Consider the following 19335-nt stretch of genomic DNA (forward strand, 5'->3'; position numbering starts at 1 on the left):
TACTTGACTGATGGTGTTCTCATAGCTGACGATTACGTCATCTTTGGAGGGAGCAGTCGATGAGCAACCACCACGATCCCCACCGCGGCCTGCACAGCGAGCAGGGCGCATTGACCGGCGAACACCCGGGGCGCGCGGCCGAGCCGATCGTCAAGGTGCACGACCTGGCGTGGCTGGAGTTCGAGAAGCCCGATCTGGCCAAGGCGGAGCTCTTCGCGCGGGCCTTCGGGTTCACCACGGCGCTGCGCACGCCGGACGAGCTGCAGCTGCGGGGTGCCGATCCCGGTGCGCCCTGCGTGCTGATCCGCCGCGGCGAGCGGTCGGCGTTCCTGGGGCCGGCCTTCCGCGCCGCCGACTCGGCGGACGTGCTCAGGCTCGCCGAAGCCACCGGGCGGCGAGCGGTCAAGCTCCCGGAGAGCCTGGGCGGCCTGGCCGTCGACCTGGCCGACCCGAGCGGGCTGCGCGTCCGGGTCGTCGCGGACACACACGAGCTGTCCGCTCTTCCGGCGCAGGAGCCGTTGAGGTTCAACTTCGGCCACGACACGCCGCGCGCCAACGCCACCCAACGGCCGGTGCGGGAGCCGGCGAAGGTCCAGCGGCTCGGGCACGTGGTGTGGCAGTCGACGAAGTACCGGGAGACGCTCGACTGGTACCTGCGGCACCTCGGGCTGATCGTCAGCGACTTCCTCCACTACCCGGGGCAGCGCGACCGCGGCCCGGTGATGAGCTTCCTCCGCTGCGACCGCGGCGGCGAGCCCGCCGACCACCACACCCTCGCCCTGGCGCTCGGCCCGGCGAACCGCTACGTGCACTCGGCCTACCAGGTGGCCGACCTCGACGCGCTCGCCGCGGGCGGGGAGTACCTGCGCGACCACGGCTACCACCACTCGTGGGGCATCGGACGGCACATCCAGGGCAGCCAGCTCTTCGACTACTGGCGTGACCCGGACGGGTTCATGGTCGAGCACTTCAGCGACGGCGACCTGTTCGACAACACCCTCGAACCCGGCTGGGCCCCGATGACGGCCTCCGGCCTCGCCCAGTGGGGCCCGCCCGCCACCAAGGACTTCCTCGGCGTCAAGCCGGGACCGCAGGTGCTGCGTGAACTGCGCACGATGCTCGGCGCCCTCCGCCAGGACAACGAATTCGACTTCGGCCGCCTGCGCGGCCTGCTGAAAGTGGCCACCTCATGACCCTCTCCGTCCTCCGCACCACCGACGCCTGGTACGCGGCCACTCCCGAAGGCGCGGCCAGGATCGACACCACGGCCTCGACCACCGCCGAGCTGCTGGCCGACCGGCCGGCCGTCACCGCGGCGGCCTCGAACCCGGCCACGGTGCCGATCTCCGGGCTGGACCTGATTTCCCCGGTGACCGCGCCGTGCCGGGTGGTCGCGCAGATGACCAACTTCGCCTCGCACGTGCGCGACGCCGGGATGAACCCGGACACCGTGCCGCTGACCTTCTTCCGCAAGGCCTCCGGCTCGATCAGCGGGCCCTTCGCCGACGTCGTCAAGCCCGCCCATGTCCGGCTGCTGGACTACGAGGTCGAGATCGGGCTGGTCATCGGCCGGGAGCTGCCGGTCGGCACCGAGGTCACCGACGAGAACCTCGCCGGGTACGTCGCGGGGCTGGTCGTCACGAACGACGTCTCCGCCCGCGACTTGCAGCTGCCCAAGACGCAGTTCTACGAGTCGAAGTCCTATCCGACGTTCACCCCCGTCGGCCCGGCCCTGGTGCTGCTCGACGCCGACGAGCTCAAGCGGTTCCCCGACCTGCGGCTGCGGCTGTCGGTGAACGACGAGATCCGGCAGGACAGGACGGTCGGACCCGACATGATCTACCGCCCCGCCGAGGCACTCACCGCGCTGGCTCGCTTCCAGCGGCTCGATCCCGGCGACCTCGTCCTCACCGGAACCCCGGCCGGAACCGCGTTGAGTGCGCCGCCGAAGCCGCTGGAAATCCTCGGGTCGTTGCTCCCGCCGGCCACCAAGTGGAGGCTGTTCTTCAAGCGCCAGGCGGGAAATCCGAAGTACCTGGCCGACGGTGACAGCATCGAAGCGAGCATCGCCACCGGCGACGGCGTCGTCGATCTCGGTACCCAGCGCACGGTTGTGCGGTACGCCCGATGAGCGACCTGCTGTGGCCCCGGTACGACTCGCCCGCCGATCTCGCCGCGATCGAGGCGGTGCCGCTGGCCGATCGCGGCCTGCCGGAATCGACGTACGCCTTGCTGGCCCGCGCCGCCGCACGGTGGCCGGAGCGTTCCGCGATTTCCGTCCTGCCCGAAGCAGCCCGCTGGGCGGAGGCCGAGTCGCGCACCTTCGCCGAACTGCTCGCCGACGTGCACCGGTTCGCGAACCTTTTGCACCGCCTAGGGATCCGGCGCGGCGACGCGGTCGCGCTGATCGCGCCGAACTGCGCCGAGCTGATCACCGCGACGCTGGCCGCGCAGCTCGCGGGCATCGCCGCTCCGGTCAACGGCGCACTGTCCCGGGAACACCTCGCCGAACTGCTCCGCCGCTCCGGTGCCCGCGTGCTGATCACCGCCGGACCGGAACTCGACGCCGGAACCTGGGACACCGTCCGGGATCCGGGCGTCGAGCCGGCCGCGATCCTGGTGCTGCGGCCCACCGGCGCAACCGGGCCCGCGACGCCGTTGCCCGCCGTCGACGGGGTGCTGATCGGCTACCTCGACGAGCTGGCCGCGGACGAGGACCCCACCGCGTTCGCGGGGAAGCCGCCGCGATCCGGTGACTTGGCCGCGGTCTTCCACACCGGCGGTACCACCGGCGCCCCGAAGCTGGCCGCGCACACCCACGGCAACGAGGTCGCCGACGCCTGGATGCTCGCCGCGAATTCGCTGTTCGACAGCGACTCGGTGCTCTTCGCCGCGCTGCCGCTGTTCCACGTCAACGCGCTCGTGGTCACGCTGCTCACCCCGCTGTTCAAGGGGCAGCACGTCGTCTGGGCCGGACCGCTCGGCTATCGGGATCCCGCGCTGTACGGCGAGTTCTGGCGGATCGTCGAGCACCACCGGATCGCGTCGATGAGCGCGGTACCCACGGTGTACGCCGTGCTCGCGCAGGTCCCGGTGAACGCCGACATCGGCAGCCTGCGCTTCGCCATGGTCGGCGCCTCGCCGCTGCCCGCCGCGGTGCGGGCGGGTTTCGAAGACCACACCGGCGTCCCGCTGCTCGAGGGCTACGGGCTCACCGAGGCGACCTGCGCCAGCGCGCGCAGCTTCCCGGACACCCCGCGGCCCGGAGCGGTCGGCCAGCGGCTGCCGTACCAGCGGATGAAGGTCGAGGACGGGGTTCTCCGGATCGGCGGCCCGACGGTGTTCCCCGGCTACGTCACCGGCCGCGACGACCACGGCCTCGTGCTGGACGGCCTGGGCAAGCTGGCCGGCGGCTGGCTGGACACCGGGGATCTCGCCGAGGTCGACGAGGACGGGTTCGTCTTCCTGCGGGGCCGGGCCAAGGACCTGATCATCCGCGGCGGCCACAACATCGACCCCGCGCTCGTCGAGGACGCGCTGCTCGCGCACCCGCAGGTCACCGCGGCCGGCGCGGTCGGGCGTCCCGATCCGCACGCCGGCGAGGTCCCGGTGGCCTACGTGACGCTCGCCCCCGGCACGGTGGTCACCGAGGAGGAACTGCTCGCCTGGGCCGCGGACCGCGTGCCCGAACGCGCCGCCGTGCCCAAGGCCGTCACCGTGCTCGAAGCCCTGCCCGTCACCGTGCTCGGCAAGCCGGACAAGCTCGCCCTGCGTGCCGACGCCACGCACCGCGCCGTCGCCGCTGCGCTCGCCGGAATTCCCGGTGCCCAGGTCGGTGCCCGGGTGCAGGACGGTTCGGTCGTCGCCACGGTCGCCCTCGCCGCGGCCGAGGACGAGGCTGCCGTGCACGCCGCTCTCGGCGCCTACGCCGTGCGCTGGGAGCCCCGGATTCTCGAGGACGTCTCATGACTCCCGCCATCGGCCTCGCGGCCGTCACCACGATGATCTTCGCCCTGCTCGGGCTGGTCAAAGTCCTGGCCATCGCCCCGATGCGGGCGTTGGCCACCGAGGCCGGGTTCCCGGTCGGCGCCTACCGCGGGATCGGCGCGCTCGAACTCGCCGGCGCCGTCGGCGTGGCTCTCGGACCGGCGCTCCCGCCGCTCGGCTTCCTGGCCGGTGCCGGGCTGCTGCTCCTGCTCGCCGGGGCCGTGGTCACCCACGTGCGCAACGGCGACGGGCTGCGCAAGGCCGCGCCGGCGGTGGTGTGCACGGCACTGGTCGCCGGCTACCTGGTCGTGCTGTCGTGAGCACGCCACGGGTGCCGGTGGTCGTGGTCGGCGCGGGCCCCACCGGGCTGACCGCGGCGACGCTGCTCGCCCAGTACGGCGTCGAGTGCCTGGTGCTGGACCGGTGGGCGTCGGTCTACCCGCAGCCGCGCGCGGTGCACCTGGACGACGAGGTCAACCGCATCCTGGCCCGGCTCGGCGTGGCGGAGCAGTTCGCCGCGATCTCGTGGCCGTGCCACGGGCTTCGCCTGCTCGACCCGGACATGCGGGTGCTCGCGGAGTTCCGCCGCGGCGCGGGCACCGGGCGGCACGGCTACCCCGAGGCGAACATGTTCGACCAGCCGGAGCTGGAACGGCTGCTGCGCACCAACGTCAAGCGATCCGACAACGTCACGCTGCGCGGCGACACCGAGGTCACCGGCGTCACGCAGAACGGTCCCGGACCCGTGCGGGTCGACTACACCGACCGGGTCGGCGGCGCGCACGGTTCGGTCCTCGCCGACTACGTCCTCGGCTGCGACGGCGCCAACAGCGTCGTCCGGACCGCGATCGGCGCCACCATGCGGGACCTGCGGTTCGAACAGCGGTGGCTGGTCGTCGACGTCGCCACCGACGCCGATCTGGGCGAGTGGGAAGGCGTGCACCAGGTGTGCGACCCGGACCGCGCCGCCACCTACATGCGCATCGGCCCCGGCCGCTACCGCTGGGAATTCCGGCTCCACGACGGCGAAACCGCCGAGGACTACCGCGACCTCGCCCGCCTGCACCCGTTGCTGCTGCCGTGGACCGAGCAGACCCCGGCCGAGGCACTGGAGGTCGTCCGGATCGCCGAGTACACCTTCCGGGCCCGGCTCGCCGACCGCTGGCGCGACCGCCGGATCTTCCTGCTCGGCGACGCCGCCCACCTGACCCCGCCGTTCATCGGCCAGGGCCTGGGCGCCGGCCTGCGCGACGCGGCCAACCTCGCCTGGAAGCTCGCCGGCGCGCTCGACGGCACCCTCCCGCAGGATGTTCTCGACTCCTACGAAGCCGAACGCAAGCCGCACGCCCGCGGCCTGATCCGGCTGGCCAAGCTCATCGGCGTGGCGATGACCCGGGGCGGCCGGGCCGGCAACCTCCTGCGCCGGACCGCGCTGCCGCTGCTGGCCCGGACGCCGAGCCTGGGCCGGATCGTCCTGGACAGCGAAACCCCCGCCCTGTGCCGCTCCGGCCTCGTCGCCCGGCCGCGCCTGCGCCGGACCCTCGCCGGGCGGCTGTGCCCCAACGCCGTACTGGAGGACGGCCGTCGCCTCGACGAGGTGACCGCGGGCCGGTTCGCCCTCGTCTCGGCGTCACCTGTTCCCGCCGCGCACCAGGCCGTCGTGGAGCGGCACGGGGGAGTGGGCGTCACCGCGCCCGCCGGCACGGTCCTGCACGACTGGCTGCGCCAGGGCCGGGCGCACGCCGTCATCGTCCGGCCCGACGGCACCGTCTTGCGGGCCGGCCGGCACCTGTCCGAACTCTGCGCTTTCCTGCCCCACCTCGACCCGGAGGAGCTGTCGTGATCGAGACACCCGACGCCATCGGCGGCGCCAACCCCGCGTCGGCCTTCGCCACCGGGCTCGGCTCACCACCGGGCCGGGTCCCGGTGGCGGCAGTGCGGGTGACGAGCCGCCCGAAGAGCGGGATGATCAGGAATTCCAGCAGGCCGTAGACGGCGGCGGGAATCGCGATGACCGGATCGGCGAGCACCGCGATCTGGGCGGTTCCTCGGCGATCAACGGGATGATTTTCGCCCGCGGCCACCGGTCCGGTCGTGACCGGTGGGCCGAGGAAGGCGCCAAAGGCTGCGTGCCGCATCGGAACCGGCGCCATGGCCGTGGTCGACCCCGAACTGCGCGTCCACGGCATCCTCGGGCTGCGGGTCGCCGACGCCTCGGTGATGCCGTCGATCGTGTCCGCGAACACCAACGCCACCGTCTATGCCATCGCCGAGCGGGCGTCGGAACTGATCCAGGCGGCCTATCGCAGCGGGCCGTAGGCGCCCGTACCGGATCGGCCCAGTCGCGACGGGCGCTGCTCTTCGTCCGGCTTCGGCCTGTTCGCGGCGGTCGTCCCGACTGTCGGCGCCGCTTTCGCAAGGAAGTTCTGCCTGGAGGTACACGGATCGTGCGCGGCGGCAGTCTTCCTGGTGATGGCTGACTACGAGGACTTCGCCCGGGCGCACCTGCCGCGGTTGCTGCGGTACGCGACGATGCTGACCGGGGAGCGGGAGCAGGCCGCTGACCTGGTGCAGGACGTGCTGGTCAAGGCGTACCGACGGTGGTCGCGGATCAGCGACGCCGAGCACCCCGACCGGTACGTCCTGCGGATGGTGACCAACGACTACCTGTCCTGGCGGCGCAGCCGTTCGGCGCGGCTGATCGCTGTGGGCGATCCGCCGGAGCAGGCGCGGCCGGACGACTTCGTATCGGACCACGCGGCACGCGAGGACATGTGGCAGCGCCTGGCGCGGTTGCCCCGGCGCCAGCGCGCGGTCGTGGTGCTCCGGTACTACGAGCAGCTCGCCGACGCCGACATCGCCGACCTGCTCGGCTGCGCCCAGGCCACCGTGCGGGCCCACGCCCGCAAAGCCCTGACGACCCTGCGACACGGCCTGAGCATCGACCGGATGGCTCAGGCCAAGGAGAGCTGATGGACATCGAGAACCTGATCAAAGACACTTTCACCGCCCACGAACCCGACGCCCCCGACAGCGGCCAGGTGCTGGCGGCCACGCGTCAGCGCCTCGACCGCAGGCCCGCCGTGGTGAGCCGGCCGCTCGCGGTGGCCGCCGGAGTGGTCCTGCTCGTCCTGGCCGCGGGCACCGTCGCCGCGCTGAACCGGCCCGCGCCCGACAACCAGGTGGCCACGGGCGCCGGCCAGGCCGGCGCTCCGGCCGCCGTCGAGGCACCGGCCAAGGCGGCCATCGCGGAGCTGACCATGCCCTACTCGCTCGGCTGGCTGCCGCCGGGCCAGGCCGACTACCTCGCGCGCCGGATCAACACCGGTAGCAGCGCGGCCAACCACGACAAGCCGGTGTACGGCGGCGAGTACATGCTGACCGTCACGTCCGGGCGTCAGGTCCTGCTCGTGGACGTGCAGGAAATGCGCATGATGCCGGTCGAGCATGCCGCCTTCAAGTCCGGTCCGGGCCGGCCCGTCACCATCGGCGGCCGGGCCGGCGTCGAGAGCTCGCACTCCGACGGCCCCGGCGGTTACGAGGTTTACCTGACCCACCCCGAAGGCGGCTCGCTGTACGTCAACGTGGCCGCGCAGCCGGGCAGCACGGCCACGGCGCAGCAACTGACCGACGCGGGCCGCCGCGTCGCGGAGAACGTCACCTTCCCGGGCAAGACCACCGTCACCCCGGCGTTCGGCCTCGGCAAGCTACCCGACGGCCTGCGGATGTGCACGTTCGACGTCGAGAAGAGCGGCCCGAGCGGTCCGCGCACGGGCTACTCGGTGGGCACGTGCAGCACCCTGCCCGCGATCCAGGTGCACATCGGCGAGGCCGTCCAGGTGAGCGGCACGGCGGGGCAACCGGTCCAGGGGCACGCGACGCGCTACGTGGACGAGAACGGTTACCGCACGCTGTGGATCCTCAACGCCGTCCACGACGCACCGATCGCCGTCGCGGGTCACAACGCGCAGGCGGAGCTCTACGCCATCGCCGAGCGCCTCGTCCTGCCCCGCTGAGGTCCCGCGGGTCCTCTTCGGACAGACCGAAGAGGACCCGCGGCCGGGACACCGCTCCCCACCGGGGCGCACGGCAGGCCGTGCAGCGGGCGCGGAAGCCGGTGGCTGTTACGCATTCTCCAGCCGGCTGCCGCGCCGCCAGATGGCTCGGGTGTCGAGCGTGTCGCCGATGTCCTTCGTGGGGTCACCGTCGACGAGCAGCAGGTCGGCGCGGAGTCCTTCGGCGATGCGGCCCCGGTCACCGAGGCCGAAGCGGCGGGCCGTGGTTGCCGTCGCGGCGCGCAGTGCTTGGGCCGGGGTCAGGCCGGCGGCCACGAGGTATTGCAGCTCGTGGTGCAGGCTGGCTCCGTGGGCCAGGCCGCCGAAGAAGGTTTCGGCCATGGAGGCGTCGGTGCCGGCCAGCAGGTCCACGCCCGCTGCGGCCAAGGCCCCGACGGTTTCCAGGACGTCCTCGAGCTTGCCCTGGGGGTAGCGGTTGTAGCTCGACCGCAGGGTCTCTTCCCACTTGTCGTCGAGGCGGCGGGCGACCCGGGGATCGTCGGCCAGTGCGCTGCCGGTGATGCCCATCATCGACGCGTCGAGGCTGATGCACGGCACGACGAACATCCCCGACTCGACGATCAAATCCACGATTTCCCTGGTGTGCGGGCGGTCCATGAACACGTGCACGACGCCGTCGATCCCGGCTTCGGCGGCCATGCGGGTGGCGTCGAGGGTCAGGGTGTGCGCGACGGTGAGGGCGCCGTACTTCTTGGCCTCGGCGACGCCTGCCGTGAGCGTGGCCTGGTCGAGCATCGGCAGCCCGGGGTGTCCTTCGACGCTGCCGTCGTCGACCATGAACTTGATGTAGTCGGAGCCGCGCGCCAGGAGCTGCGGGATGTACGCGGCCGCCTGTTCCGGGGTGGTGGAGAACGGCATCAGCGGCATCACCGGCGGCAGGTCGCCGCCCGGCCGGAACCCTTCGGGCATGAGCTCGCTGGGGTGACCGCCGGGTGGGGTGATGCCGAAGCCGGCCGACCGGACGTCGGCGACGGTGTCGTCTTCGGTGATGTGCGCGCGGTTCTCGCGGGTGTTCAGGCCTTGCATCTCCAGTTCGGTGGTGACGCCGAACCGCAGGGCCAGTGCGAGGGAGCCGGGGCTGGAGTGGACGTGCGCGTCGATCAGCCCGGGCAACAGGGTCGCGCCCCGGCCGTCGACGACCTCGGCGCCATCGGGTACCTCGCCGCCGACCTGGCGGATCGTCCGGCCGTCGAGGACGACGGTCTGCACCCCCAGCGTCTTCTCCCCGTCGAACACCCGGGCACCGGTGATGGCAGTGGTGGCCATGGCGGCCTCGCTTTCTCGCTCGCAGTTACATACCTGATGCTATGCAGTTTCGGACTGGTATGCAAATGCGCGGGGTACTACGATCCGGAAGATGACCGACGTGGACTCCCTGCTGGACCAGATCGGTCCGGCGCTGTCACGGCTGCGCCGGCGCATCCCGGCGTCGAGCCGAGACGTGTCCCGCAACCTGGTGCTGAACGTGATCGCCGACGTTCCGGGGGAGATGACGGTCGGCGGGCTCGCCGCGGAGATGGGCGTCGCGCAGCCGGTGGCCAGCCGGATGGTCGCGGCCTGCATCGCCGACGGCCTGTTGCGGCGGGCGGCTTCCCAGGCCGACGGCCGCCGGACGGTGCTCGAGCTCACCGAACAGGGCGAGGCCGAGCGAACCCGGTTCGCCGCCGAGCAGCGCGCGGCGTTCGAGGAGATCACAGCCGGATGGTCGCCGGAGGAACGCACCCAGTTCGCGCGGCTCCTCGTCCGCTACACCACCGACGCCGGCGCTTGGTCCCGCCGCCGGGCGGAGAAAGAGCGGTGAGGGGCCGGCCGGCTGACCGCCGGTTCTAGAACGGTGCCCACGGGTCGATGGGTACCACGTCGGTGATCCGGCCGGTGTCGTCGAGCAGGCAGCCCATGCGTTTGGCGGCGTGGAGCGCGACAGCGCGGTCGGTGAGGGTGAGCGCGGGGAGTTTTCCGGCGAGTTCCGCTTCCAGGCGTTGGATGTCGCCGAGGGAGCGCAGCCACAGGGTCATCACGAGGTTGTCCGCTCCGGTGGTGGCCGCGCACAGGCGGACTTCCGGCAGCTCGGTCAACGCGGTGGCGGTCCGGTGCAGTTCGGCGGGTGGTACCCGGGCCCAGAACGTCGCGGCGACGGGCCAGCCGGTGATGGGCTGGGCGACCTCGCAGCGCAGCGACAGCAGGCCACCGTCGATCATTTCGTTGAGCCACCGGCGGACGGTGGACCCGCTTTTCGCCGTGCGCGCCGCGATGTCGGCCGCCGGGCTCCGGCCGTCCTCGAGGGCGCGGAGCACGGCCCGGTAGTGGTCCTTCCAGACGGGCCGGTTGCCGGTGGCCGGGGGGACGTACCCCCGCCGCTGCGGCGAGAGAGCGTCAAGCCGCCAGTGGTTGCCCTCGCCGTAGACGGTGGTGATCGCGTGCGTCCGCGTTCCGCGCAGGCCGGAGAGTTGCTGCAGCTTCTCGAGAACGAGCCGCGACAGCGTCGCCAGATCGGGGGTCAGCACGGTCAGGAACAGGTCCCGGCCGCTGCTGACGATCGAGATCGAGGCGATCTGCGGGACCCGGGACAGCACCGCCACCGCCTCCGCCCGGGCCGTCGGCTGGAGATCCACTTCGATGAACGCGTTGCAGTGGTCCTGCGCCCACAGCCGGACGTCGGGATAGGCGGTGACCCGGGCGGATCCGGCCTCGGCAAGCCGCTGCCAGCGCCGCGTCGCGGTGACGGAGTCGACGCCGATCAGCCTGCCGATCTCGTGCCAGGTCGCGCGGGGTGCCGCCTGCAGCGCCTGCACGAGCCTGAGATCCGTCTCGTCGGGTATGAGCACATCCTGCATCCCGGACCATCCAGATGAGCGAAATCATGAGTTTGGCGCACAGCGTCGCACCGGGCGCGATTCTCGGCAAGGAGCCCACCGACCCCCCGAGGAGACCCCCGATGTCTGTCCACGAGGACGCCACCGCGATCCACGACGACATGATCCGGCTGCGCCGCCGGCTGCACGCCGAACCCGAGATCGGCCTGGACCTGCCGCGGACCCAGGACAGCGTGCTCACCGCACTCGACGGGCTGCCGCTGGAGGTGTCCCTCGGGGAACGGCTGAGCTCCGTGACCGCCGTGCTGCGGGCGAACCGGCCGGGGCCGGTCGTCCTGCTGCGCGCGGACATGGACGCCCTGCCCGTGCAAGAACGCACCGGACTCGACTACGCGTCCCGCGTGGAGGGTGTCATGCACGCCTGCGGGCACGATCTGCACACCGCCATGCTGGTCGGGGCCGCGCACGTGCTCGCCGCGAGACGGGACGCGTTGCCCGGAGACGTGATCTTCATGTTCCAGCCCGGCGAAGAGGGCTGGGACGGCTCGGCCGCGATGATCGCCGAGGGTGTGCTGGACGCCGCGGGCCAGCGACCGGACGCGGCTTATGCGCTGCACGTGTTCGCTTCCGCTGTGCCGCAAGGGGTGTTCACGGCCCGCCCGGGCACGACGATGGCGGCCTCCGACGGACTCGAAGTCACCGTCGTCGGCTCCGGCGGGCACGGCGCCCGGCCGCATCGCGCGCACGACCCGATCCCGGTGGTGTGCGAGATCGTCACGGCACTGCAAACCCTGGTCACCCGCCAGTCCGACATCTTCGACCCGGTGGTGCTGACCGTGGGCTCACTGCACGCCGGAACGCGACGCAACGTCATCCCGGACACGGCGAGGTTCGAAGCGACCCTGCGCACGTTTTCCGCGCCCGCCAAAGCCCGGATCAAGGACGCGGCCATCATCTTGGCCGAGTCGATCGCGCGGGCCCACGGTCTGCGAGCCGAGGTGACCTACGTCGACGGATATCCCATGACCGTCAACGACCCGCAGGAGACGGCGTTCGTCGCCGGCACCGTCGGCGAAGTCCTCGGCGAGCACCGCTTCCACCCGCTGGCCGCCCCGCTGCCGGGCGGCGAGGACTTTTCCCGGGTCCTGCAACGGATCCCCGGAGCCTTCGTCCTGCTCGGCGCGGGCGTCGGCACCGCGGACAACCACTCGCCGCTGGCCGAGTTCGACGACTCGGTCCTGCCGGACGGCGCCGCCGTCCTCGCCGAACTGGCCCTGCGCCGGGGACGGGGCGTGCCGGCGTGATCGTCCTCGTGCTGTTGCTGGCCGGCTGTACCGCCCTGATGGTCACCGGCATCGTCCAACACCAGCCCGCGACGGCGATCTTGGGTGGCGCCCTGCTCGCCTTCCTCTTGTGGGGCCTGATCACCGGCGGGCCCGGTGATGACGACTACTGGGGCGACGCCGGCGACGGGGACGCCTAGGCACCAGGTGACACCCCCGCTTCTCGTAGTCCGAGCTCGACGGCAGGTACATTGACAGGGTACAGATGGACTGTCTAACGTACCGTCTCGATCCGAACGATCCGCAGCAGCTCACCGAGGAGCGTCGAAATGCCGCACGTATACGAGATAGATGTCCGGATTCCGATGCGTGACGGTGTGAACCTGGCTGCCAACGTGTGGCGCCTGGCCGAGGGCGAGGGGCCGACGCTGCTCGTGCGCCTCCCGTACGGCAAGGACGTGATGGGCATCACCATGTCGGTCATGCCCAACTTCCTCGCCTTCCTGGAGGCCGGCTACGCGCTGGTGGTGCAGGACTGCCGGGGTACCCATCGCTCGGAAGGGGAGTTCGTTCCGCACCTGGCCGATCGCACCGACGGCGAAGACACTCTCGCCTGGATCGCCGCTCAGCCGTGGTCGGACGGAACGGTGGGCATGTACGGGGCGTCCTACCTGGGGATGGTCCAGTGGGAAGCGGCCGCGACCGGTGCCCCCGCTCTCAAGGCGATCGCGCCGAGCGTCACTTCGATCGACAACTACGAGGCTCCCTGGTACTCCGCGGGCGGTGCGCTCTCGCTGAGCCTGGTCACGTCGTGGAACGCCATGATGTACACCGCCGACGCGCAGCGGTCGCTGGCGCTCGGCGAAGGCTCGTTGGCCCGGGTGCAGGAACTCGTCCAGGCGTTGCTGACCCAGGAGTCCCTCAACGATGTGCTGCCGACGGCCGAGGTTCCGGTCTTGGCGGCGTACGGGAAGTGGTGGGACGACTGGATGGCCCACCCGTCGCACGACGGGTACTGGGACGCCATGGAGCTCACGCCCGAGCTCAAGAACGTCACCGCTCCGGCGCTGAACATCGGCGGCTGGTACGACCTCTACATCGGACAGACCGTCCGCACCTTCACCGCCGCCCGCCGGAACGCGGGCAGCGAGCAGGCGCGCGAGGGCCAGCGGCTGATCATCGGTCCGTGGGATCACCTGTCCGTGGACGGCGTCTATCCCGACCGGTCCTTCGGACCGATGGCCACGGCCCAGCTGATGGGGCTGACCGACCTGCACGTGAAGTTCTTCGACCACTGGGTCAAGGGCGACACCACCGCGTTGGACGGCGTGGCCCCCGTGAAGATCTTCGTGATGGGCATCGACCAGTGGCGTGACGAGCAGGACTGGCCGCTGCCCGACACGACGTGGACCGAGTTCCACCTCACCGGCGCCGGCCACGCCAACACGGCCGGCGGCGACGGCGTGCTGACCACCGAGCCGGCGGCCGTCGCCGGGCACGACACCTACCTCTACGACCCGCGCCGCCCGGTGCCCACCGCCGGCGGGGCGTGCCTGCCGATGACCCCGGGCTTCGGCGGCCCGGTCGACCAGCGGACCGTCGCCGGCCGGGAGGACGTCCTGTGTTTCGCCGGGCCCGTGCTCGAGGAACTCGTCGAGGTCACCGGACCGGTCTCCGTGAAGCTGTTCGTGTCCTCGTCCACAGTGGACACGGACTTCACCGCCAAGCTCGTCGACGTCTTCCCCGACGGCAAGGCGATCAACCTGTGCGACGGGATCCTGCGCGCCCGCTACCGCAACGGCCTCGCCACGGAAGAGCTGATGGAGCCCGGCACGGTCTACGAAATCACCATCGATCTGACGTGCACTTCCAACGTGTTCCTGCCCGGTCACCGCATCCGCCTGGACGTCTCCAGCAGCAACTTCCCGCGCTACGACCGCAACACCAACACCGGCGGCGTCATCGCCCGCGAGACCGAAGCGCAGCTGGTACCCGCGATCAACCGCATCCACCACGGGCCGGGCCACCCCAGCCGGCTCGTCCTGCCGATCATCGACCGGACGGACCAGCCGTGAGCGCCGCGGACCGGGTCGCCGAGCTGACCGCGGAATTCGGCGCACCCGTTCTCGACGTGGCGTGGCTGCTGTGCGACCGGCACGCGGGCGACCGTGTCGCGTTCACCGTCGTCGACGGCGAGCCTTCCACGTTGTCCTACGGAGAGCTGGCCGCACGCTCACACCGCTACGCACGGGCGTTGCAAGAGCTCGGCGTCGGTCCCGGCGACCGGGTCGCGACCCTGATGGGCAAGAGCACCGACCTGGTCACCCTGATCCTCGCGATCTGGCGGCTCGGCGCGGTCTACGTCCCGCTGTTCACCGCGTTCGCGCCCCAGGCCATCGCCCTGCGGCTGGACGGATCCGGCGCGCACGTCGTGGTCGTCGACGCCGACCAGCGGCACAAACTCGACCCGGGTCCCGACCTGCCGCACGACCCCCGGCGCCACGTCGTCACCGGCGCGTCGCTGGCGGACCTGGCCGCCGCCACCTCACCGGAGCCGGTGCCCCGGGTCACCACGAGCGGGGACGGCCCGCTGGTGCACATGTTCACCTCCGGTACCACCGGCAAGCCCAAGGGGGTGATCCACCCCGTCTCCTACATCGCCGGCTGGCAGAGCTACCTGGAGTACGCCCTGGGTGTCACCCCGGACAGCAGCTACTGGTGCGCCGCCGATCCCGGCTGGGCCTACGGGTTGTACTCCGCGATCGTCGCTCCACTGGCCGCCGGCATCCCGAGCCTGCTGCTGGCGGGTGGGTTCTCCGTCGAGACGACCTGGCGCACGCTCGTCGAGCACGCGGTCACCGATTTCACCGCCGCGCCGACGGTGTACCGGGGGCTGCGCTCCTCGTCGGTGCCCGTGCCACCGGGGTTGAGCCTGCAACGGGCGTCCAGCGCGGGGGAGCCGCTGACTCCCGAGGTCAACGACTGGGCGGGCGCCGCGCTCGGCCTCGCCGTGCACGACCACTTCGGCCAGACCGAGGTCGGCATGCCGCTGGCCAACCACCACCATCCGGAACTGGCCCGTCCCCTCAAGGCCGGGTCGATGGGCCGGCCGGTGCCCGGCTGGAGCGTGACCGTCCTCGCCGACGACAAGGACGAGCCCGTCGAACCGGGCGTGCTCGGCCGGGTCGCCATCGACGTCGCCGCGAGCCCGCTGATGACCTTCCGCGGCTACCAGCTCCCCGGGCAGAGCGACGCCAAGTTCACCGCCGACGGGCGGTGGTACCTCACCGGCGACGCCGGGCGGTTCGACGCCGACGGCGAGTTCTTCTTCTCTTCGCGTGACGACGACGTCATCATCATGGCCGGGTACCGCATCGGGCCGTTCGAAATCGAGAGCGTCCTCGCCCAGCACCCCGCCGTCGCCGAGTGCAGCGTCATCGGCGCACCCGACGACGTCCGCGGGGAGGTCATCGAGGCCTACGTCGTCCTCCGCGGCGGCCACGACGCCTCGACGGCACTCGCCGCCGAACTTCAGCAGTTCGTCAAGACCCGCTACGCCGCCCACGCCCACCCGCGCACCGTCCACTTCATCGACGCCCTGCCCAAGACACCCAGTGGCAAGACCCAGCGTTACCTCTTGCGCCGACGGCGAGCGGAACTGACACGGTGACCGAACCGCTGCTCGTCGAGCAACGCGGCGCCGTCCGGTGGTTGTCGCTCAACCGTCCCGAGCGGCGCAACGCCCTCGACGTCACCCTGGTCGAAGCCCTGGACAAGCAGATCACCAGCGCCGAAGCCGATCCCGCCACCGCGGTCGTCGCGGTGGCGGGCACCGGGCCGAGCTTCTGTGCGGGTGGGGACTTCCACCAGTTCCTCGACCTGCACGACCGCGGCGGCAATCCGGTCGGTTTCCTGACCGACGTCTCGGCCTGCTTCAGCCGCATCGCGGCCGCCACCAAGCCGTGGGTCGCCGTGCTGCACGGCCATGCCGTCGCCGGCGGTCTCGAACTCGCGCTGGCCTGTGACGTCGTGGTCGCCGCCGACACCACGCTCATCGGCGACGGTCACCTCGCCCGCCGGCTCGTCCCGGCGGGCGGATCCAGCGTCCGGCTGCCCGGCGCGGTCGGGCGCGGGCTGGCGCGTTGGCTCCTGCTCACCGGCGAGCTGCTGCCCGCGACGGCGTTCGCCGGGACCGGCTGGATCCGCGAGATCGTGCCCGAAGCAGACCTGCACACCACCGCGGACCGCATCTGCCGTCAGCTGGCCGACCGCAGCAGTCCCGCCCAGCACCGGCTCAAGACCTTGCTGCACCGCATCGACGGCGTCGCGCCGGAACCCGCCCTGCGCGAGGAACTGGCGACCTTCGCCGACAACTGGCCCGCGAGCTCGGTGGCCGAGGCCCTGCGCGCTTTCCTCGAGACCGGAGACACCCGATGAACCGCTATCACGGACGCGTCGTCGCCATCACCGGCGGTGCGCAGGGACTGGGGCTCGCCATGGCGACCCGGTTCGCCGCCGAAGGTGCCACCGTCGCGCTGGCCGACGTCAACGGCGAGGCCCTCGCCGAGGCGATCGCTCACGACGCCAAGGTCCGCAAGGAGGTGGTCGACGTGACCGACTCCGCTCGGGTGGACGCCTGGATCGCCGGCATCACCGACGACCTCGGCCGCCTCGACGTCCTGGTCAACAACGCCGGCATCATCCGCGACAACCGGGCCGAGGACATCACCGACGAAGACTGGCGCGCGGTGCTCGACGTCAGCCTCACCGGCAGCTTCCACTGCGCGCGCGCCGCGTTCGGGCCGATGAAGCGGCAGGGCTACGGCCGCATCGTCAGCTTTTCGTCCATGTCCTGGCGCGGGAACTTCGGGCAGGCCAACTACGTGGCCGCCAAGGCCGGCATCGTCGGCCTGACCCGCACCCTCGCGCTCGAGGGCGCGCGCCACGGCATCACCGCCAACGCCATCGCGCCCGGCCTCATCGAGACCCCCATGCTCGCGTCGATGAACGGCCCGGCCCGGGAGAAGCTCACGGGCAAGATCCCGATGCGCCACACCGGCAGGCCGGAGGACATCGCCGAGGCCGCGGCGTTCCTGGCCGCCGAAGCCGCCGGCTACATCACCGGCGTGGTCCTGGACGTCGACGGCGGCATCTCCATCGGATCCTCGATCCGGTGACCCTCAGGCCGGTGGTGCGCTGAGCCCGTGCAGCAGCAGATCGGCCAGTTCGGTGTACGCCTCACCCGCGCTCAGGCCGCCCTGCAGGAGCACCCCGGACTGGACCCCTTCGATGGCCAGCGCCACGAGCTGCCCGGCGAAGTTCCCGTCGATCGACCGCAGCGCGCCTTCCTTGACGCCTTCGGCGATCAGCTCCTGGACGCGCCGGGCCGCGGCCGCGGAATTCGTCCGGTAGATGCTCGCGGTCGACCGGAGCCCGATCATGTCGGCGTAGAACTGGGTCGAGCACCGGCTCATCGCCCGGCCGACCCCCGACAGGTAGGCCGGAATGCGCAGCCGCGGGTCGGCCACCTCGGCCACGGCCTGCTCGATCTGTTCGGTCGCCTGCCGGAAGAACCCCTTCGTCAGGGCCACCACCAGCTGTTCCTTGTTCCCGGCCACGCTGTAGAGCGTGGCTTTCGAGCAGTGGAGCCGGTGCGCCAGATCGTCCATGCTCAGGGCCAGGAAACCCTCGGCGAGCACGAGTTCTTCGAGGTCCTTGAGCAGCCGGACGCGACGTTCCGGGTCGACGCGCCGGCGTCGCGCCGAACCGTTGCCGGTGTCGTCCAGTCCGGCTATCAGAGGCCCAGTCATCACCGGCCCAGTATGGCCTGAGCCCGAGCTGCGTGCTCCCCACGGCCACGCTGTCGCGTGCGTCCGGGTCTGCGCGTGGCCAGCGCGAGGGTGAGCTTGATCGCCGGCTCGCCCCGGGACGTTCCCGGCGCTCCGCCGGCGTGGTGAACCATCCGGCCACTTCGGCGCGGCCGGCGTCGGTGATCTCGTACGGGCGCCGGCCACCGTCCCGGCGGACATCTACCGTCGGAATCGTTGGCCGGTAAGCGAAACCTGCACCGGGGGCTGGGTGTTTCGTTCCCGGTGCACCAGTTAGCGGTTGTTGGGCGCGAGTACGTCCGTTGGTCATCGAACTGCGCCGCTGCCGTGTCTTTCGCCGTCTTGGCTCTCGGTGTTCCCGGACACTGGAGGCTTCGAGATGAGACCAAGCAGGCGAACGAAGGCCAGGACGGTGCTGGTGGCCGCGGGCGGGCTGGCCCTGGCGGCGACGGTGGTGGCGGGGGCGCCGGCGCAGGGGATGGGCCGGCACGGCGCCGGTCGCGGTCTCGCGCTCACCGGGGTCCCGGCGAACGCCAAGGTGGCCGGGCTCACCGTGGCGAACGCCCTTTCCCCGGAGCTGGCCGGGTGGGTCGCTGCGCAGGGTTCGAACCGGCTGGAGAACCCGGTCGCGGACATTCCGTTCTTCGGCTACCGCGGCGACGGTCCGCTGTTGCCGGCCCCGGGTGACCTGCCCGCGGCCGGGCACCTGGTGGAGGCGTCCAAGACCGAGCCGGACAAGAACACCTACCTGGTGCTGCACGGTCAGCGCGGTGCCGACCCGCACTACGACTACGGCACGCACTTCGTCTTCCAGGGCCACGAGGCGGGCGCCACCGGTTTCATCACGCGGGTCAACCTCGACGCCGACACCGCCCACCGGGTCACGCTGCTGGCCACCGCGACCACCGACGGCAAGCCGCTGCCGAACTTCGACGGGTCCACGTGGGACCCGTGGGCGCGGCGGCTGCTGTTCACCGCCGAGCTCGGCGCCGGCGGCGGTGTCTGGCAGTCCACTCTGGATGGATCCCGGACCGAGGACATCTCCGGGGCGCTGGGCCGCGGCGGCTACGAGGGCATCCAGAACGACTCCGCGGGCAATCTGTGGGTGGTCGAAGACTCCGGCGGCGCCACCGTGCCCGGAACCAACGCCAAACTGCCCAACAGCTTCGTCTACCGCTACGTGCCGGGCGACAGGGGCGATCTGACGCAGGGCAAGCTGCAGGTGCTGCAGGTGTTCTCGCGGCGCACCGGGGCCCCGATCGCGTTCCAGGCGATCGACGCCGCGCATCCGCAGGGCAACGCCTTCAGCGACGACACCAAGGACCTGCACACCTACGGCCTGTCCTTC

General features: G+C 71.6%; 19 protein-coding genes and 2 pseudogenes. 18 read left to right on the forward strand and 3 right to left on the reverse strand.

Annotated features, from left to right (window positions below; translation table 11 throughout):
- Window positions 1-59: 59 nt before the first annotated feature.
- The 10 genes and pseudogenes from ISP_RS06595 to ISP_RS06635 all read left to right on the forward strand — a co-directional run bounded on the left by ISP_RS06595 (window position 60) and on the right by ISP_RS06635 (window position 8003).
- Entirely contained in the window at window positions 60-1193 is a 1134-nt protein-coding gene (locus tag ISP_RS06595) for a VOC family protein (RefSeq protein ID WP_013227175.1), read from the forward strand.
- Complete coding sequence (locus ISP_RS06600; protein WP_013227174.1) at window positions 1190-2131, forward strand: fumarylacetoacetate hydrolase family protein; 942 nt, start codon at window positions 1190-1192, stop codon at window positions 2129-2131. Before ISP_RS06595 ends, ISP_RS06600 begins: the two co-directional genes overlap by 4 nt.
- A complete protein-coding gene (locus ISP_RS06605; protein ID WP_013227173.1) occupies window positions 2128-3969 on the forward strand; it encodes an acyl-CoA synthetase in 1842 nt (613 codons plus the stop codon). The genes ISP_RS06600 and ISP_RS06605 overlap by 4 nt, the downstream gene beginning before the upstream one ends.
- Window positions 3966-4307 (forward strand): DoxX family protein, encoded by a 342-nt coding sequence (locus ISP_RS06610; RefSeq protein WP_013227172.1) that lies wholly within the window; start codon window positions 3966-3968, stop codon window positions 4305-4307. The genes ISP_RS06605 and ISP_RS06610 overlap by 4 nt, the downstream gene beginning before the upstream one ends.
- Window positions 4304-5830 carry a bifunctional 3-(3-hydroxy-phenyl)propionate/3-hydroxycinnamic acid hydroxylase MhpA gene (gene mhpA, locus ISP_RS06615; protein WP_014467246.1) on the forward strand — a complete coding sequence of 509 codons (1527 nt, stop codon included), beginning with the start codon at window positions 4304-4306 and terminating at the stop codon, window positions 5828-5830. Before ISP_RS06610 ends, mhpA begins: the two co-directional genes overlap by 4 nt.
- Window positions 5827-5979: a hypothetical protein gene (locus ISP_RS06620; protein WP_014467245.1), complete on the forward strand. Its 153-nt coding sequence runs from the start codon at window positions 5827-5829 to the stop codon at window positions 5977-5979. The genes mhpA and ISP_RS06620 overlap by 4 nt, the downstream gene beginning before the upstream one ends.
- Before the next feature lie 44 nt (window positions 5980-6023).
- Window positions 6024-6101 (forward strand): annotated as a pseudogene (locus ISP_RS48240) (GMC family oxidoreductase N-terminal domain-containing protein); the annotation flags it as partial.
- Entirely contained in the window at window positions 6082-6306 is a 225-nt protein-coding gene (locus ISP_RS06625; RefSeq protein ID WP_378251300.1) for a GMC oxidoreductase, read from the forward strand. The pseudogene ISP_RS48240 and the gene ISP_RS06625, both read left to right, overlap by 20 nt.
- Before the next feature lie 153 nt (window positions 6307-6459).
- The gene (locus ISP_RS06630) at window positions 6460-6960 is read left to right on the forward strand and encodes a SigE family RNA polymerase sigma factor (RefSeq protein ID WP_014467244.1); all 501 of its coding nucleotides are present in this window, start codon (window positions 6460-6462) and stop codon (window positions 6958-6960) included.
- A complete protein-coding gene (locus ISP_RS06635) occupies window positions 6960-8003 on the forward strand; it encodes a hypothetical protein (protein WP_013227168.1) in 1044 nt (347 codons plus the stop codon). The genes ISP_RS06630 and ISP_RS06635 overlap by 1 nt, the downstream gene beginning before the upstream one ends.
- A 108-nt stretch (window positions 8004-8111) precedes the next feature.
- On the opposite strand, the gene ISP_RS06640 is transcribed toward ISP_RS06635, so the two are convergent.
- Window positions 8112-9329 carry an amidohydrolase family protein gene (locus ISP_RS06640; protein ID WP_013227167.1) on the reverse strand — a complete coding sequence of 406 codons (1218 nt, stop codon included), beginning with the start codon at window positions 9327-9329 and terminating at the stop codon, window positions 8112-8114.
- Between the two features lie 91 nt (window positions 9330-9420).
- Between ISP_RS06640 and ISP_RS06645 the strand changes: the two genes are divergently transcribed.
- On the forward strand, window positions 9421-9864 hold the full coding sequence (locus ISP_RS06645) for a MarR family winged helix-turn-helix transcriptional regulator (RefSeq protein WP_013227166.1): 444 nt from the start codon (window positions 9421-9423) through the stop codon (window positions 9862-9864).
- Between the two features lie 25 nt (window positions 9865-9889).
- On the opposite strand, the gene ISP_RS06650 is transcribed toward ISP_RS06645, so the two are convergent.
- Window positions 9890-10897 (reverse strand): Lrp/AsnC family transcriptional regulator, encoded by a 1008-nt coding sequence (locus ISP_RS06650; protein ID WP_013227165.1) that lies wholly within the window; start codon window positions 10895-10897, stop codon window positions 9890-9892.
- Between the two features lie 101 nt (window positions 10898-10998).
- On the opposite strand from ISP_RS06650, the gene ISP_RS06655 reads away from it, so the two are divergent.
- The 6 genes from ISP_RS06655 to ISP_RS06680 all read left to right on the forward strand — a co-directional run bounded on the left by ISP_RS06655 (window position 10999) and on the right by ISP_RS06680 (window position 17336).
- Window positions 10999-12180 (forward strand): M20 metallopeptidase family protein, encoded by a 1182-nt coding sequence (locus ISP_RS06655; protein ID WP_013227164.1) that lies wholly within the window; start codon window positions 10999-11001, stop codon window positions 12178-12180.
- Window positions 12177-12359 carry a hypothetical protein gene (locus ISP_RS06660; RefSeq protein ID WP_013227163.1) on the forward strand — a complete coding sequence of 61 codons (183 nt, stop codon included), beginning with the start codon at window positions 12177-12179 and terminating at the stop codon, window positions 12357-12359. Before ISP_RS06655 ends, ISP_RS06660 begins: the two co-directional genes overlap by 4 nt.
- A 165-nt stretch (window positions 12360-12524) precedes the next feature.
- On the forward strand, window positions 12525-14234 hold the full coding sequence (locus tag ISP_RS06665) for a CocE/NonD family hydrolase (RefSeq protein ID WP_013227162.1): 1710 nt from the start codon (window positions 12525-12527) through the stop codon (window positions 14232-14234).
- On the forward strand, window positions 14231-15829 hold the full coding sequence (locus tag ISP_RS06670) for an acyl-CoA synthetase (protein ID WP_013227161.1): 1599 nt from the start codon (window positions 14231-14233) through the stop codon (window positions 15827-15829). The genes ISP_RS06665 and ISP_RS06670 overlap by 4 nt, the downstream gene beginning before the upstream one ends.
- Window positions 15826-16596 (forward strand): enoyl-CoA hydratase/isomerase family protein, encoded by a 771-nt coding sequence (locus ISP_RS06675; protein ID WP_013227160.1) that lies wholly within the window; start codon window positions 15826-15828, stop codon window positions 16594-16596. Before ISP_RS06670 ends, ISP_RS06675 begins: the two co-directional genes overlap by 4 nt.
- The gene (locus ISP_RS06680) at window positions 16593-17336 is read left to right on the forward strand and encodes an SDR family oxidoreductase (protein WP_013227159.1); all 744 of its coding nucleotides are present in this window, start codon (window positions 16593-16595) and stop codon (window positions 17334-17336) included. Before ISP_RS06675 ends, ISP_RS06680 begins: the two co-directional genes overlap by 4 nt.
- Before the next feature lie 3 nt (window positions 17337-17339).
- Here the strand turns inward: ISP_RS06680 and ISP_RS06685 are convergent, their stop codons facing one another.
- Window positions 17340-17969: a TetR/AcrR family transcriptional regulator gene (locus tag ISP_RS06685; RefSeq protein ID WP_014467243.1), complete on the reverse strand. Its 630-nt coding sequence runs from the start codon at window positions 17967-17969 to the stop codon at window positions 17340-17342.
- A 397-nt stretch (window positions 17970-18366) separates the two neighbouring features.
- Here ISP_RS06685 and ISP_RS06690 point away from each other — a divergent pair.
- Window positions 18367-19335: pseudogene (locus ISP_RS06690) on the forward strand (alkaline phosphatase PhoX); the annotation flags it as partial.

The organism is Amycolatopsis mediterranei (genome assembly GCF_026017845.1).
Classification (GTDB): Bacteria; Actinomycetota; Actinomycetes; order Mycobacteriales; family Pseudonocardiaceae; genus Amycolatopsis; species Amycolatopsis mediterranei.